The organism is Streptomyces sp. NPDC001922, assembly GCF_042891165.1.
Taxonomy (GTDB): Bacteria; Actinomycetota; Actinomycetes; order Streptomycetales; family Streptomycetaceae; genus Streptomyces.
Map to the genome: position 1 here is coordinate 34,766 of NZ_JBIASV010000022.1, position 15,859 is coordinate 50,624.

Below are 15,859 nucleotides of genomic sequence, written 5' to 3' on the forward strand. Positions count from 1 at the left end.
GGCGTTCCCGGTGTGGACGGCGGCGTCCGCAGGCCGGGTGGCCCCTCGTCCGGCCCTGCGCCGGTGTCCTCCGACCCTGCCCCGGTGTCCTCCGCCGTGTCCGGACCGTGGCCCGGGCCGGCCGACCGCGGGGGCTCGCTCCGGGCGCAGTCGGGGTTGTGGCAGGGCCCCGGGCCCCACACCGGCACGAAGGCGCCCAGAACCTTCCGGCGTCCGCGGATCACCGTGTCGACGGGCTGCCCGCACGCGCTACAGGCCGTCCCCGGTCGGGTTGCGCCCGGCCGCCTGACGTCCCTGGACATGTCTCCACGGTAGATCCGTACGGGCTCCCGCGGCCATCGCGGCCACGGCGCGACGGGCAGGTCGCCCCGCCCACTCGACCGGGCACCCCCACTGCCCGGCCCGTCCGCCCCCGCCGGATCGGCGTGGATCGACGGGGCAGCGGGGCAGCGGGGCAGCGGGGCAGCGGGGCAGCGGGCTGAAGGGTCCTACACCCGCTCCGGCTCCTCGTCGCCCGGCACCGCCGCGTCGAACAGGGCCTTCTCCTGCTTCATGTGAGCCGGGGCGAAGTACCGCAGGGCGTGGTAGCCGGTGAGGACGATGATGGTGCCGAGCGCGATGCCGCTGAGCGAGAACGAGTCGGTGAACTCCAGGGTGACGTTGCCGATGCCCACGATCACTCCGGCCGCGACGGGCACCAGGTTGAGCGGGTTGCCGAAGTCGACCCCGCTCTCGATCCAGATCTTGGCGCCGAGCAGGCCGATCATGCCGTAGAGGATGACGGTGATGCCGCCGAGCACGCCCCCGGGCACGGCCGCGATGACCGCGCCGAACTTCGGGCACAGCCCGAAGAGGATCGCGAAGAGGGCGGCGGCCCAGTAGGCGGCCGTGGAGTAGACGCGGGAGGCGGCCATCACGCCGATGTTCTCGGCGTAGGTGGTGGTCGCGGGGCCGCCGACCGCGGTCGACAGCACGGACGCGGCACCGTCGGCGGCGATGGCCGTGCCCATCCGGTCGTCCAGCGAGTCGCCGGTCATCTCGGCGACCGCCTTCACATGCCCCGCGTTCTCGGCTATCAGGGCGATCACGACCGGCAGGGCGACGAGCACGGCCGACACCTCGAAGCTGGGCGCGTGCAGGGTGGGCAGCCCCACCCAGTCCGCCTGGGCGACGCCGCCGAGGTCGAGCCGCCAGTGGTCGGTGGCCTTGCCGCCGCCGATGGGCGAGTTGATCTGCCCGAAGATCCGGTCCAGCACCCAGGAGAGGACGTAGCCGAAGACCAGCCCCAGGAAGATGGCGATCCGGTTCCAGAAGCCGCGGAGCGCGACCAGGGCGAAGCCGGTGAACAGCAGGGTCGCCAGGGCCGTCCACTGGTCCGTGGGCCAGTAGGTGCCCGCGGCGACCGGGGCCAGGTTGAAGCCGATCAGCATCACGACCGCACCGGTCACCGCGGGCGGCAGCACCGCGTGGATGACCCGGGCCCCCAGTGCCCGTACGGCCATGCCGCAGGCGAACAGCACGGCGCCGACGACGAGCAGCGCGCCGGTGAGGGTGGCGGCGGAGCCGCCCTCCTTCGCGATGATCGCGGCGACCCCGACGAAGGACAGGCTGCTGCCGAGGTAGCTGGGGATCCTCCCGCGGGTGACCAGCAGGAAGAAGATCGTGGCGACGCCGGAGACCATGACGGCGAGGTTCGGGTCGAGGCCCATCAGGACGGGTGCCACGAAGGTCGCGCCGAACATGGCCACCACGTGCTGGGCACCGAGGCCTATGGTGCGCCCCCAGGACAGCCGCTCGTCGGGACGGACCACCGCGCCCGGGGCGGGAGTCCTCCCGTCACCGTGCAGCTTCCAACCCACTCCGAGGCGCATGTGCGAACTCCTGACGTGCCCCTGCGGGCGCTGTGTCGATCCGACCGAAAACGGAGCCACGGTAATTCAGCCGGGCGCGTTCCCCCGCATCGGGCCCGTCTGCGACTCCGGCCACCGCACCGCCCGGGTCACCCCGGGGAACCGGAAGCAGGGCTGGAGGCCCCGGCGGACGGACACGGGACCTCCGCGCCGACGTGCGCCGGAGCCGGGCCGGACAGCGGGCCCCACCCACAGGCCGGCGCGCACGATACCCCCGGTTACGCCGTTCCGGTCACACTGTTCCGTAAGGGCCGTTTCCGCCGGTACGTCCTGTCACCCTGTGCGCATGACGACGACGCGCTTCCCTTCCGCCCCGGCGCTGGACGGGGAGGTCCCTCCGGCGCCGCCCGAGGGGGCCGCCCCGGCCCTGGACGAGGTCGCCGCGCGGATGCGTGTGCTGGACGCGGCGCTGCCGGAGCGGGACGGCGTCGCCGTCTTCAACCGGGTCTATCTGACGGTCACCGAGGAGATCGCCCGGCGCGGGTCCACGGGCTGGTTCCGGACCCCGTTCCTCGCCTCGGAGCTGGCGGCCCGCTTCGCCCGCCGCTATCTGGCGGCGGTGGACGCCGAGACGGCCGGGCTCCGGCCCCCGGCGTGCTGGCGGCCGCTCTTCCGGCACCGCCGTCATCCGGGGGTGCACCCGCTGCAGTTCGCGCTCGCCGGGATCAACGCCCATGTGGGGCACGACCTGGCGCTGGCCGTGGTCGACACCTGCCACACGCTGGACTGCGAACCGGCGGCACTGGAAGCGGACTTCGAACGGGTCGGCGATGTGCTGGAGGCCCTGGAGGAGCGGATCCGGGAGGACCTGATGCCCGGCCCCGACCTGCTGGACATCGCCGACCCGATGACCCATCTGGCCGGGTCGTGGAGTCTGGAGCGGGCCCGCTCCGGAGCCTGGGCGGCCGCCCGGGTGCTGTGGAGCCTGCGTCATCTGGACGAGCTGGCCGAGGAGTTCACCGAACGGATCGACGAAGGGGTGGGCCTGGTCGGGCGCTTCCTGCTGACGCCGCTGCGCTGACCCGCCCGGTCCCGCTGCCCGGAGCCCCCGTGCCCGCTCGGCCCCGGGGCATGGATACGGGCCGCCGCCGCGCCGTTCACGCGGCGGCGGCCCGGGTTCACGGGCGCCGGTGCCGGTCAGTCCTCCGGCAGCTCGACGGGCGCGATCTCGTCGTACACGTCGCCGGGGCCGGGGTTGGTGGCGTCGGTCTCCCCGCCGAAGTGGTGCATCACGCCCCAGACCGCGTTGAGGGCCGTCTGCACCGCGCCCTCGGCCCAGCCGGCCGTCCAGGAGATGTCGTCGCCCGCCAGGAAGATGCCCCGCTTGTCCTCGGGCAGCCGGTCCTGCATGAAGTGGGTGAACAGCCGCCGCTGGTAGCGGTAGTGGCCGGGCAGGTTGGCCTTGAAGGCGCCCATGAAGTAGGGCTCGTTCTCCCAGGACACCGTCACCGGGTTGCCGATGATGTGCTTGCGGATGTCGACCTTCGGATAGATCTCCGACAGCGACTTGAGCATGACCTCCATCCGCTCATTGGCGTTCAGCGGCAGCCACTTGAGGCTGTCGTCGCACCAGGTGTAGGAGAGGCAGATGACGGCGGGCTCGTCCGGCCCGTTGTCCAGCAGGTAGGTGCCGCGGGTCATGCGGTCGGTGAGCGTCATGCTCATCACGTCGCGGCCGGTGTCCTCGTCCTTGTCCAGCCAGAACGGCCGGTCCACCGGGACGAACAGCTTGGAGGACTCCATGTAGTGGGTGCGCTCCACCGCCGTCCAGTGGTCGATGGGGAAGAGCGAGTCATCGCAGTCGATCTTGCTCAGCAGCATCCAGCTCTGCGCGGTGAAGATCGCCGCGCGGTAGGTGCGGATGTCGCCGGTGGCGTCGGTGACGGTGATCCGGTTGCCCGACGTGCGGTGCAGCCGGGTCACGGCGGGGCGCGGGTCCCCGCCGTGCAGCGACTGCAGCGAGGTGCCGTACGGCCAGTGGACGATCTTCTCCGGCTCACGCTCCCACAGCCGCAGCGGGAGCTGCTGGCTGCCGCCGACGATGCCGCGGTGGTCGTCGTCGGCGCCGGTGTAGACGACGCGCAGGATCTCCAGGATGGAGTTGGGGAAGTCGGTGTCCCAGCCGCCGGTGCCGAAGCCGACCTGCCCGAAGATCTCCCGGTGCCGGAAGGACTTGAAGGCCTCCGACTCGCAGAGGAAGCCGTAGAAGGTCTGGTTGTCCAGCTTCTCCACCAACCGGGCCCAGATCTCCCGGATCCGCGGGACGTCGCGCTCGCGCAGCGCCCGCTGCATGTCCGAGAAGTCGGCGCCCTCGTCGAGGCAGGCGTTCCAGGCGTTCATCACCTGGGTGTACACCTCGGGCAGTTCCTCGACCGAGGTGGCGTAGTGGGACTCGCCCTTGAGGTCGACGACGGTCGACGGGGTGTCCGGGGCCAGCGGGTTCGGGAACGGCTTGGTCTCCAGGCCCACCAGGTCGATGTAGTGCTGGAAGGCGGTGGAGGACGGCGGGAAGCGCATGGCGCCCATCTCGGCCGTCAGGTTCTCGTCGCAGCCCTCGAAGCCGACCGTGCGCAGCCGCCCGCCGATCCGGTCCGCCTCGTAGACGACCGGCTTGAGGCCCATCTTCATCAGCTCGTAGGCCGCGATGATGCCGGACAGGCCGCCGCCGATGACCGCGACCTCCGCGCCGTGCTCCGTCGCCGGTATGGAGCCGAGACCGGCCGGGTGGGCCAGGAAGTCGTCGTAGGCGTACGGGAAGTCCGGGCCGAACATGGTGATGGGGGGCTCGGCCTGGGCTTCGGCGTGCTGCTCGTCGTGGACGGCGGTGGGCACCGTGGACGTCATCGGCGGGACTCTCCTACTGCGGGGGGGGGAACGTGCTGGCGGGGGTGGGGGCGGACCGGGTCAGCCGAGCGAGCCGTACAGCTCGGGGCGGCGGTCGCTGAGGTAGGTGTTCTCCGCGCGGGAGGCCTTGAGGAGCTCGGGGTCGACGTCGGCGACGACGAGGTCACCACAGGCGCCGGCCCGGGCGCGGACCGTCCCGTCGGGCGCGGCGAGGCAGCTCAGCCCGGCGAAGTCGAAGTCGCCCTCGGGGCCGCAGCGGTTGGCGTACCCGATGTAGAGCTGGCTCTCCCAGGCGCGGGTGGGCAGCACCGTCTGCGCCACGATCTCGTACGGGCGCATCAGCGCGGTGGGGACGAGCAGCAGCTCGGTGCCGGCCAGGGCGTGCGCCCGGACGTTCTCCGGGAACTCGACGTCGTAGCAGATCAGCAGGCCGACACGGACGCCGTCGAGGTCCGCCTGGACGACCGCCCGGTCGCCGGGGACGAAGGATCCGGTCTCGAAGTCGCCGAAGAGGTGGGTCTTGCGGTAGTTCGCGAGGCGGGTGCCGTCGGCGCCGACCAGCTGGGCCGCGTTGTGCAGGGCGGAGCCACTGCGCTCAGGGTAGCCGTAGACGATGGCCACCCCGTGCTCGGCGGCGATCTCCGCGACGCGCCGGGCGGAGGGGCCGTCGGCCTCCTCGGCGAGGTCCGGCAGGGCGTCGCCGACGGCGTACCCGGTGAGGTACAGCTCGGAGGTGACCAGCAGCCGGGCACCGGCCCCGGCCGCCCGCCGGGCGGCGTCGGAGAGCGCGGCCAGGCTGTCCTCGCGGGTGTGCGGGACGCCGCCGGGGCCTTGGAACAGCGCGATGCGCAGCGGCGCCATGGAACCTCTTCGCTGGGACGTGCGGGACTGTCGGGGTGACGCATCGACGGTACGGTCCGCGTTCACAGCCGGACAAGGCACGTCCATTGCCACTGCCGCACGATCCATTGCGCGCGGGGGCGCCTTGGCGGTGAATCGTTGTGCTACAGCTCGCGCAGCCGTGCGACGACCTCCCGGAGCAGCCCGGCGTCGGGCTGTTCGGCGGGGGTGGTGGCCGCGCCGATCCGGACCAGCCCGGCGTCGACCAGGTCGCCCAGCAGGACCCGGACGACGGTGAGGGGCAGGTCGGCGTCGGCGGCGAGCTCGGCGAGCGGGCGGGAACCGCGCCGGATCAGCTCCAGCAGCGAGGTCCGGGCATGGTCGAGCGCCTGCTCCGGCTCGGCCCCCTCCACGGCCGCGATCGGTGCCATCAGGTCGATGGGACGGTCGGTGTCGGGACGGGTCCGGCCATGGGTCACGGTGTAGGGGCGCACCATGGGCCCGGTCTCGTCCTCGTACCAGTGCGCCGCCCCGTCGTCGGATTCCGTCATCTGCCGGCGGCCTCGGACGCCGAGCGCGCGGGAGCGGTCATGTGGCGGCCGGCCCGCTTGACGAGCAGCGACATCTCGTACCCGAGCTGCCCCACATCGGTCTGCACATCGGCGAGCACCGCCAGGCAGCTGCTGTCACCGGCCTGGGTGACGAAGAGGTACGCGTCCTCCAGCATGACCATGGTCTGCCGCACCGATCCGGCCCCGAACCGTTCGCTCACGCCCTTGGCGAGGCTGTGGAAGCCGGAGCAGACCGCGGCGAGGTGCTCGATGTCCTGGGTGGGCATCCCCTCGGAGGAGCTGGTGGCGAGCCCGTCCGAGGAGAGCAGCACGGCCTGGCGCACATGGTCGGTGCGGGCCACCAGATCGTCGAGCAGCCAGTCGAATTCACCTGCCGTGGCAGGGGTGTTCGGCTTCTCGCCTGTCATTGTTCGCTCCCGTGGTCGGTGTCCGGCTGCTGCGGTTCACTGTCGCGTCCCCGCCTGAGTCCGCGCTGGAAGGCGCCGAAAATCGCGCCCATTTCCTCCGGTGAGACCTCTTCGCCGCTGTCCTCTCCGCCCCGGCCTTCCGTCGTGCTCTCCCCCCGGGATCCCCCCGGCTGCGCCCGGGTGTCGGTGCGCAGCTGGGGTGCCAGGCTGGCCTGGCGGATCCGGGTGGGCAGTTTGCCGGAGCCCGCGCTCCCGGTCCGCTCGGTCGTCGTCCGGGCGGCGTCCGTGGACGCCTCCGCGGCGGGTGCCTCGCGTTGCGGGAGGGGCTCCGGCCTCTTCATACGCCGGGGAAGCCTGTGGTGTTCAACGGCCGGAGCGGCGCCGGGCCCGTCCGTTCCGGACGGCTCGGCGGGCACCGGCCCGGCAGGGGCGGGCGCGTCCGGTGCGGGCTCGGCGGATGCCGGTCCGGCGGCTACGGGCTCGGCGGCTGCGCCGGGGCCTGCGGCCGCGGCGGGCCCGGCGGCCGGTGCCGCATCGCTCCGGTCGTCCCCGTCGGCCGGCTCCGGCACAGCGCGGTCGTCCCCGTCGGCCTGCTTCGGCAGGGCGGCAGGGCCGCCCGGCGTGCGGTCGCCCTCCGAGGCGTTCCCCGCCACGGGCCGGGCCCCCTGCGCGGGCGTGTCCTTCCGGCCGCCCCGCTGCTCGCCCCGGCCCTCCGCGGGCAGCTCGGCGAGGATCGTGTGCGGCAGCAGCACCACGGCCGTGGTGCCACCGTACGGGGACCGGCAGAGGGTGACCCCGATCCCGTGCCGGCCCGCGAGCCGGCCGACCACGTACAGCCCCAGCCGCTCGGCCTGCGCCGGGTCGAAGTCACCGGCCCGCGCCAGGGTGCGGTTGGCCTCCTCCAGCTCGGCGAGGTCCATGCCGAGTCCCCGGTCGTCGATCTCCAGCACGACGCCGTGCCGGGCGTCCCCGAGCCGCATGGTCACCTGGGTGTGGGGCGGCGAGAAGACCGTGGCGTTCTCGATGAGTTCCGCGATCAGGTGCACGACGTCGGCCACGGCCTCGGCGACGACGCCCACCGCCGGCATGGGCGGCACGACCACCCGCGCGTAGTCCTCGATCTCGCCGGCCGCCGCGCCGACCACATCGACCACCGGGACCGGCTTGCGCCACCGGCGGCCGGGGGCCGCACCGGAGAGGATGATCAGGCCTTCGGCATGCCGTCGCATCCGGGTCGTCAGATGGTCGATACGGAAGAGCTCCTGAAGCACATCGGGGTCGTTGGTCCGGCGCTCCAGGGTATCGACGAGCTTCAACTGCCGGTGCACCAGTGCCTGGTTGCGCCGGGCGATGTTCAGCAGCACGGCGAAGACGCCCTTGCGCAGACTCGCCTGCTTGACCGCCGCCTCCACGGCGGCCCGGCGCGCGGTGTTCAGCGCGCTGCCGAGCTGGCCGAGCTCGTCCCTGCCGGCCGTCTCGTCGCCGTAGGACAGCGGCGGGGCCGCGGCCGCGGCGTCGACCTCCTCACCGGCGCTCAACCGGGCCATCACATCGGGGAGCTGACGGGTCGCCAGCACGTCGGCGGCGTCCCGCAGGTCCTCGAGGCGGCGGGCGATCCGGCGGCCGGTGCGGACCGAGAGCCAGAGGGACAGGCCCACCGCGGCCAGCCCGACGCCGCCCGCGACGCCGGCCCGGAGCAGCTCCTCGACGGCGAAGCCCCGGCCGCGGGCCGCGGAGTTCCGGGCGGCGTCGCTGCACAGCAGCATGTAGCGGTCGACCGCGCGGTCCGTGGTGGTGCGCCACGATGCGGCGGCGGCGGCCCTTCCGGCGCGCTCGCGGCCCACCGTCAGCAGGGTGTCCTCGGCGGCGGTGAGGGACCGGTAGGAACGGCTGCGCTCGAACGCGTCGAACATCGCGCGGGAGTCCTCCGGCAGGGCGGGGACATAGGTCCGCTGGAACACCCGCCGGTCCTCGATGGTGGCGGTGAGCTCGTGGTACTGCCGGGCGTCGAACCGTCCGGCGGCCCTCGCCCCCGCCACGAGGGCGTCCTCCCGGGAGACGAACTCCCGCACCCGGACGAGCTCGACGACGACCTGCGCCTCCCGGGCGAGGTGTCCGGCCTGGAGCGCGGTCAGCGAGGACTGGACGGCGAAGGTCGGCTCGACCATCTCGGTGTAGCCGTCGACGGCGCGGTCCCAGCTCACCTTGCGGTCGATCACCCGCGCGCGGAGCGCGGGCAGCTCCTCCACGGCGTCCACCATCGCGCTCAGGGAGGAGCGCTGGCGCTCGGTGAGCCCCTCCACCCGCTCCGGGTGCCCCACGGCGGCCCGCATGGCGTGCACGGCCTCGTCGGTGCGGCGCTGCTGCTTCGTCAGATCGGCCATCCGCATGGTGCCGTTCCGCGCGCCCAGGTACTCGGCGGACAGCCGCCGTTCGACCTGGATCTGGCCGACCGCGGTGTCCACCGGGGTGCCGAACTGCTCGTACACCCCCTGCAGACGGATCAGCGCCCGCAGGTCCCCGGTCATCGTCACCATGGCGAACGTCCACAGACCGAGCAGCGCGGCCGTGGGGATCAGGGTCAGGGTCACGATCCGCGTGCGGATGGTCGGTTGGCCAGAACGCCGGCGCATGATCTCCCCGGGGGCTGGTACGGGTGCGGGAGGCAGGGGGTCCGGGCCTCGGCGATCACTGGGTCACCGTGCCCGGACCCGCACCGTATCCGGCCGGGGAGCAGGGAATATGCGCTGGTGGCGGCCAAAATGACGAACGTCACTCCGGCCCCGGCGACCCCAGGGGCCACTCCGTCACCTCTGTAGGCATTCGCCCCATTCACGACGGGCCCGATCGGGAGGCCGCATCCGAAGCGGGTGCCGGGCCGCCGGTTCGAGCGCCGGAACGGTCTCCCTCGGGGGTGAACGAAGCGATCCGGCGGCCCGGGAAGCCCGGGCAGGCAAGGGCGGGCAGCCCGTCGGAACAGACGGGGGTGAGGCCCGGACGACGGATCAGGACCGTGCCGTCCGGTGAACCGGCAGGCCCGCCTCCCCCGCCGCGTCGAAGCCGTCGTCGACGGCGACCACGTCCCGTCCGGCCGCGTCCAGCAGGGAGGCGGCGATCGCCGCGCGCAGGCCGCCCGCACAGTGCACCCAGACGGTTCCCGGCGGCACCTCGCCCAGGCGGCCGTGGAGTTCGTGGACGGGGATGTGCACCGCGCCGTCGATCCGTCCCTCGGCCCGCTCCGACGCCCGGCGCACATCGAGGACCACCACGTCCTGCGCCCCGCGCGCCCGGAGCGCGGCCAGATCGGCGAAGCCCGCGTGGGGGAAGGACCGTGGCGCCTCGCCGTCGCGCAGCCAGTCGGCGGGCCCGCCGGTGGCGGCCGCCGAGGGTCGGTCGATGCCGACGCGGACCAGTTCGCGCTGGGCGCCGGCGATCTGCTCCGGCGTCTCGGCGAGCAGGGTGACCGGCTTCCCCCAGGGGATCAGCCAGGCCAGATAGGTGGCGAGCTGCCCGTCGCCCTCGAAGTTCAGCGTGCCGGCGACATGGCCGTCGGCGAACGCCACCCGGTTGCGCAGATCGACCACCCACTCCCCGGCGGCCAGCCGGTCCGCGATCAGGGCGGCGTCGGCCGGCCGCGGCGGTGTCAGATCGACCGGAGGAGGCCCTTCCGCGTTGGCCGGGCCCATGTGGGCGTAGTAGGCGGGCACATCGTCCAGGCCTGCCAGCAGGGCGGTGACGAAGCCGTCCACGTCCTCCCGCAGCGCGGCGTTGCGCCGGCGTTCGGCACCGATGGTGGTCTCGTCGCCGGTCACCGGCGAGGAGGAGCAGAAGCTGCCGAAGCCGTGGGTCGGCAGTACGGGCACCTCGTCGGCCAGTTCGTCGGCGAGCCGGTGCGCGGAGGCGTGCTGCGCGCGGGCCAGCTGCTCGGTCAGCCGGGGGTCGACCAGGTCGGTGCGGCCCACGGCACCGATGAGCAGACAGCCGCCGGTGAACGCGGCCACCGCCCGGCCGTCCTCGGAGAGGACGTACGCGGTGTGGTGCGGCGTGTGGCCGGGGGTCGCCAGCGCGCGCAGCTCCAGCCCCGTGTCGACGGCGACGGTGTCCCCGTCGGCGACCGGCTCCCGGGCGTACGCCACCGCGGCCCCCGCGGGCACCAGGTAGCGGGCGCCCGTCGTGCGAGCGAGCTCCAGCCCGCCGGTGACGTAGTCGTTGTGCACATGGGTCTCGGCGACCCAGCCGATCCGCACCCCGCGGCGCGCGGCGGCGGCGATCACCCGGTCGATGTCACGCGGTGGATCGACCGCCACGGCGGTCCGGTGCCCGCCCGCCAGATAGCTGTGGTTGCCCAGCCCCTCGGTCCTCAGCGTGTCGACGAAGTACACGGACGCGGCCCCTTCCCGGCGGATTCCCGTGGCGGATCACCACACCCGCCGGGTATCCCGTGGGACGGCGGCGTACGCGGGGAGGGAAGGATTCCGGGGGCCGGGCCGGCCGGGGGCCGGTCAGGCGGGCGAACCCGAGCTGTAGCGGCGCAGCAGCGGGGAGAGGACGAGCACCGACTTGGTCCGCTCCACGTACGGCTCCCCGGCGATGCGTTCCAGCACCCGCTCGAAGTGGCGCATGTCGGAGGCGAAGACCTGGACGATGGCGTCCGCGTCACCGGTCACGGTCGACGCGGACGCCACCTCCGGGTAGCGCGACAGGCCGCGGTGGATCGACTCGGGCGAGGTGTTCCGACGGCAGTAGATCTCGATGAAGCCCTCGGTCTCCCAGCCGAGCGCGGCCGGGTCGACGCGCACCGTGAAGCCGGTGATGGCTCCTTGCTCCCGCAGCCGGTCCACGCGCCGCTTGACGGCGGGCGCGGACAGGCCGACCTCCGCGCCGATGTCGGCGTAGCTGCGGCGGGCGTCCTCGGCGAGGGCGTGGACGATGCGTTCGTCGAGTTCGTTCAGTCGCACTGCGGGTGGATCACTTCTCTGCTGTGGCCAATCGGGAACGGCGCATGCCGTATCCGAAGTAGAACACAAGCCCGGCGGCCATCCACGCTCCGAAGACCGCCCAGGTCACGGAGTCCAGGCTGAACATGTTGTACACGCAGAAGCCGAAGCCGATCAGCGGCAGCAGCGGGGACAGCGGCACCCGGAAGGTGCGGTCCATCTCCGGCCGGGTGCGGCGCAGCACGATCACCGCGATGTTCACCAGGGCGAAGGCGAAGAGGGTGCCGATGCTGGTGGCGTCGGCCAGCTGGCCGAGCGGGATGGCGGCGGCGAGCACGCCGCAGAACAGCGAGACGATCACGGTGTTCGCGCGCGGGTTGCCGCTCCGCGGGTTGACCTTGGAGAACACCTTCGGCACCAGGCCGTCCCGGGACATCGCGAACAGGATGCGGGTCTGGCCGTAGAGCACGGTCAGGACGACGCTGGCGATGGCGATGACGGCGCCCGCGGCGAGCAGGACGCCCCAGAAGCTCTGCCCGGTGACGTCGTTCATGATCCCGGCGAGGGCGGCCTCGGAGCCCTCGAACTTCTTCCACGGACGGGCGCCGACGGCGACCGCGGCGACCAGGACGTACAGCGCGGTGACGATGATCAGCGACAGCATGATCGCGCGCGGCAGGTCGCGCTTGGGGTCCTTGGCCTCCTCACCGGCGGTGGAGGCGGCGTCGAAGCCGATGTAGGAGAAGAAGAGCGTGGCGCCCGCGGCGCTGACGCCCGCCATGCCGAGCGGCATGAAGGGGGTGTAGTTACCGGCCCGGATGCCGGCGAAGGCCACGGCGCAGAAGAGCACCAGCGCGGCGATCTTCACCGCGACCATGATCGCGTTGGCGCGGGCGGACTCACGGGCACCGCCGAGCAGGAACGCCATGGAGAGCAGCACCACGAGCAGCGCGGGCAGGTTGAATATGCCGCCGTCGCCGGGCGGGGCGGCGAGCGCGTCCGGGATGGTGAAGCCGAGCGTCCCGTTGAGCAGTTCGTTGAGGTACTCGCCCCAGCCGACGGCCACGGCCGCGACGGACACCCCGTACTCGAGGATCAGGCACCAGCCGCAGACCCAGGCGACGAGCTCGCCGAGGGTGGCGTAGGCGTAGGAGTACGAGGAGCCGGAGACCGGGATCGTGCCCGCCAGCTCGGCGTAGGAGAGCGCCGAGAACAGCGCGGTGAGCCCCGCGATGATGAAGGAGATGGTGACCGCGGGGCCGGCCTTCGGCACGGCCTCGCCGAGAACCACGAAGATGCCGGTGCCCAGGGTGGCACCGATGCTGATCATCGTCAGCTGCCACATGCCGAGCGAGCGCCGCAGCGAGCCGCCCTCGCCCTGGCCGCCCTCGGCCACCAGACGTTCTACGGGCTTGCGTCGCACGAGGCGGGCACCGAAGCCTGCGGGCGCCGGCCGCGACGGGTCGCGGTCCGCGGCGGTTGGGGCTGAACCGTGGTCCAACACTTGGGGTGGCTCCTTCATCGCTGCCGGTCAGGCGGCGGCGACCCAGCGGCGGGTCCGTGCGGGCACGGCAGAGGAGCCCGCAGCTGAGAGGAGACCGCCGAGCAGGCGGTCCCCGCCACTCCACGTACAGCGCACGACCCTATGAGGCGGGTACTCCGCCCCGTAATGCACGAACCTTGCGCATTCATGCACCATCGTTGCGCCCAGGTCGCACGCACGGAGAATCGTTGCAGGTCATCGCATGAATCAGCAAATTCGACCGCTCCGCGTCCGGTCCGTCACACAGTGCCGCGAGACCTCCGGAGTGCGCGATTCCGCCCGGGTTTCGGCCCTCTTCGCGAAGCCGTCCGGAGCTTCCGCTTCCGGGGGCGGACGGTCTGCCGACCGCTTGCGGCCGGGCACCGGGCAGCCGGGCCACCGGGCCGGACGCGGGGCGGGGCCACCGCGCCCGGAGCGGTCCCCGTACCTGCCTGCGCCGGGGCGGAACCGGTCCGCGCACCCGCCGGAGCCGGCGCCCCGCGGCGCTGCGCACCGCCCCCGCGTCAGCGTCCGAGCCCCCGGCGGATCGCGGCTTCCACCGGCGAGTGGTCCCCGTCGGCCCGTTCGATGCTCGGGTCCTCCCCCGGCCGGGGAACCAGCGGCGGCTGCGCCATGAAGCGCGGCTCGGTGCCCCGGTGCGCCTGGGCGGCGTGCACCAGGAACGGGTGGCAGAGGTAGACGTCGCCGGCACGGCCGGTGGCCAGGGCGACGGGCCGGTGTTCGGTGGCGGGCACCGCGCGCTGGGCGAGGTCCATGAACGGCAGTCCGGCCTCACCAGCGGGTTCGAGGAGCGCGGCGACATCCAGATGGGAGCCGACGCGGATCCGGGTGGGCGCGTCGTCCTCCCCCACGTCGGACATGAGGAACAGCATCAGCAGCCAGCGGCCCTTGGACGAGACGTTCACCCGGTACGCCAGGTAGTCGGCCGGGTCGTCCCCCGGAAAGCTGGCGTCGATGTGCCAGCCGTCGTCGCCCGGCTCGTCGTCGCTGCGGAACCGCACCGGGAAGGTGCCGAGGACACCGCGCGGCGCCCAGCGCCCCTTTCCGGCGAGGGTGTCGCAGGCGGTGCCGAGCCGTGGCGATTCGGCGGCGGTCCGGAAGGGCTCCTGCCCGTAGAAGCCGAGCCGCACGACCGGCTCCTTCCAGGTCGCCGGATCGTCGGGCTCACCGGCGATGTCCCGCCACATGATCTCCCGGCACTCCGCGGCGACCTCGCGGGAGAACGCCCCCTCCACCCGCAGAAAACCCTGCTCCACGAATGCGGACACAGCGGCATCGTCGATGGTCGATTCATCATCCATCGACTCAGAGTCCCACCGGGGAGGGGCCCGGGCCACTGAATTTCCGGGGCCGGCGCCATCCGCGGGGAAGCCGGAAATCCCGCATTCCGGGGGCAGTTCACCGCAGCACCGGAACCGGGAGCCGAGCCGGCGCCACAGGTGCCCGACGGCCGTTCCGGGGTAGAGGTGACATTCCGACCCGATGAACGGCGGTGACCGATGCACGACGGCTGGCTCGACCCGGAACCCTTCCTCCGGGGTGCCCCCTGGCGATACGAGGGGCGGGTGGTGCGCGCCGACCCCGAGGACCGGCTGCGGCTGCCGCTGGACACCTGGGAGCGGGCGCAGATTCCGGCGGGCGTCCGGCTGGAGTTCACGGCGGACGGGGCGACCGCCGTGGAAGTGCGGTACACGGCAGGGGAACCGGGCCCGGCGGAGGCGCTGCGCGACCCGGCTCCGGCCTTCGAACTCCATCGGTCCGGCGAGGCGCTCGTCCGGTTCCCCGCCCGTCCCTGCGCGGACGCGACCGTGCGCGTGCCGCTGCCCGGCGGCGCTGGCCCCTTCACCCTCCACCTGCCCGAGTCCCTCTCCCCCCGGCTGCTCGGCGTCCGTCCGGCCGCCGGACCGTCCGCGGGCCCGGCCACCGGAACGGTCGCCCCGGCGCCGCCGCGGCCCCGCTGGGCGGTGTACGGCGACTCGATCACCGAGGGCTGGTTCGCGAGCCGCCCCTCCCTGGCCTGGACGGCGGTGGCCGCCCAGGCCCTGGAGCTGGACCACACCAACCTCGGCTACGCGGGCGCGGGCCGCGGCGAGTTGGCCTGCGCCGAACAGCTGGCGGCGCTGCCCGCCGAGGTGCTGACCCTGGCCTTCGGCACCAACTGCTGGTCCGCCGTCCCGCACTCGCCGGACCTGCTCCGCGAGACGACCCGGCTCTTCCTGGCGCTGGTACGCGAGCACCGGCCGGACACCCCGCTGCTCGTGGTGTCCCCGGTGCTCCGCCCCGAGGCCGAGGACCGGCCGAACGACGCCGGGGCCACGCTGTCCGAACTCCGCGCCTCCCTGGAGTCGGCGGTGAGCGAACGCGTCGCGGCCGGCGACAAGCACCTGGCGCTCCTGCCGGGCGCCCCGCTGCTGGGACCGGACCACCTGGTGGACGGGGTGCATCCGAACGACGCCGGGCATGCGCGGCTCGCCGCGGCCGTCGTCACCGCCCTGCGGAACGCGGGCTTCGCACCACCGGTGTGATACCTCGTCCGCCACGGAAGGCGCGGCACGGAAGGCGCGGCATGGAAGGGACGGGCGCGGAAAGGACGCGCAGATACCCGGCGGAGGAGTACGTGCCGGGGCGTCCGCTCCGCACCGCAGCCGGCGGCCGGTCGCGCACCGGGTCGCCGGCCCCCCGGAAATCGGGCGGACCACCGAATGCACCGGCGTCGGAACCCCGGAACCCCGGAATCCCGGAATCCGCGGACGAAAGGCCTGGCGGCGACCGGACACAGCGGAACCGTGCACCGCACCCACCACCA

The 15,859-nt window shown here is 73.3% G+C and carries 12 protein-coding genes; 2 read left to right on the top strand and 10 right to left on the bottom strand.

Features of this window, described 5'->3' with window-relative positions; all coding sequences use genetic code 11:
• Window positions 1-488: 488 nt before the first annotated feature.
• Window positions 489-1,871 carry a uracil-xanthine permease family protein gene (locus ACFYYR_RS31060; RefSeq protein ID WP_388861046.1) on the bottom strand — a complete coding sequence of 461 codons (1,383 nt, stop codon included), beginning with the start codon at window positions 1,869-1,871 and terminating at the stop codon, window positions 489-491.
• 325 nt (window positions 1,872-2,196) lie between these two features.
• Here ACFYYR_RS31060 and ACFYYR_RS31065 point away from each other — a divergent pair, with 325 nt between their 5' ends.
• Complete coding sequence (locus tag ACFYYR_RS31065; RefSeq protein WP_388861049.1) at window positions 2,197-2,931, top strand: DUF5995 family protein; 735 nt, start codon at window positions 2,197-2,199, stop codon at window positions 2,929-2,931.
• 116 nt (window positions 2,932-3,047) lie between these two features.
• Here ACFYYR_RS31065 and ACFYYR_RS31070 read toward each other — a convergent pair whose 3' ends face one another.
• From ACFYYR_RS31070 to ACFYYR_RS31110, 9 genes are all read right to left on the bottom strand, one after another.
• On the bottom strand, window positions 3,048-4,754 hold the full coding sequence (locus tag ACFYYR_RS31070) for a flavin monoamine oxidase family protein (RefSeq protein WP_388861052.1): 1,707 nt from the start codon (window positions 4,752-4,754) through the stop codon (window positions 3,048-3,050).
• A 60-nt stretch (window positions 4,755-4,814) separates the two neighbouring features.
• Window positions 4,815-5,615: a carbon-nitrogen hydrolase family protein gene (locus tag ACFYYR_RS31075; RefSeq protein WP_388861055.1), complete on the bottom strand. Its 801-nt coding sequence runs from the start codon at window positions 5,613-5,615 to the stop codon at window positions 4,815-4,817.
• Between the two features lie 143 nt (window positions 5,616-5,758).
• Window positions 5,759-6,145, bottom strand: a complete 387-nt coding sequence (locus ACFYYR_RS31080; RefSeq protein WP_388861058.1) for a DUF742 domain-containing protein — start codon at window positions 6,143-6,145, stop codon at window positions 5,759-5,761.
• On the bottom strand, window positions 6,142-6,573 hold the full coding sequence (locus ACFYYR_RS31085) for a roadblock/LC7 domain-containing protein (RefSeq protein ID WP_388861061.1): 432 nt from the start codon (window positions 6,571-6,573) through the stop codon (window positions 6,142-6,144). The genes ACFYYR_RS31080 and ACFYYR_RS31085 overlap by 4 nt, the downstream gene beginning before the upstream one ends.
• Window positions 6,570-9,164 carry a nitrate- and nitrite sensing domain-containing protein gene (locus ACFYYR_RS31090; RefSeq protein WP_388861064.1) on the bottom strand — a complete coding sequence of 865 codons (2,595 nt, stop codon included), beginning with the start codon at window positions 9,162-9,164 and terminating at the stop codon, window positions 6,570-6,572. The genes ACFYYR_RS31085 and ACFYYR_RS31090 overlap by 4 nt, the downstream gene beginning before the upstream one ends.
• Window positions 9,165-9,578: 414 nt before the next feature.
• Window positions 9,579-10,955 (bottom strand): rhodanese-like domain-containing protein, encoded by a 1,377-nt coding sequence (locus tag ACFYYR_RS31095; RefSeq protein ID WP_388861067.1) that lies wholly within the window; start codon window positions 10,953-10,955, stop codon window positions 9,579-9,581.
• A 120-nt stretch (window positions 10,956-11,075) separates the two neighbouring features.
• Window positions 11,076-11,531: an Lrp/AsnC family transcriptional regulator gene (locus ACFYYR_RS31100; RefSeq protein ID WP_351514878.1), complete on the bottom strand. Its 456-nt coding sequence runs from the start codon at window positions 11,529-11,531 to the stop codon at window positions 11,076-11,078.
• A gap of 10 nt (window positions 11,532-11,541) precedes the next feature.
• Window positions 11,542-13,014, bottom strand: coding sequence for an amino acid permease (locus ACFYYR_RS31105; RefSeq protein ID WP_388861071.1), 1,473 nt, complete (start codon window positions 13,012-13,014; stop codon window positions 11,542-11,544).
• Window positions 13,015-13,556: 542 nt separating this feature from the next.
• Window positions 13,557-14,354 carry a phytanoyl-CoA dioxygenase family protein gene (locus ACFYYR_RS31110; protein WP_388861074.1) on the bottom strand — a complete coding sequence of 266 codons (798 nt, stop codon included), beginning with the start codon at window positions 14,352-14,354 and terminating at the stop codon, window positions 13,557-13,559.
• Between the two features lie 198 nt (window positions 14,355-14,552).
• Between ACFYYR_RS31110 and ACFYYR_RS31115 the strand changes: the two genes are divergently transcribed.
• Window positions 14,553-15,578: an SGNH/GDSL hydrolase family protein gene (locus tag ACFYYR_RS31115; protein ID WP_388861077.1), complete on the top strand. Its 1,026-nt coding sequence runs from the start codon at window positions 14,553-14,555 to the stop codon at window positions 15,576-15,578.
• Window positions 15,579-15,859: the final 281 nt, after the last annotated feature.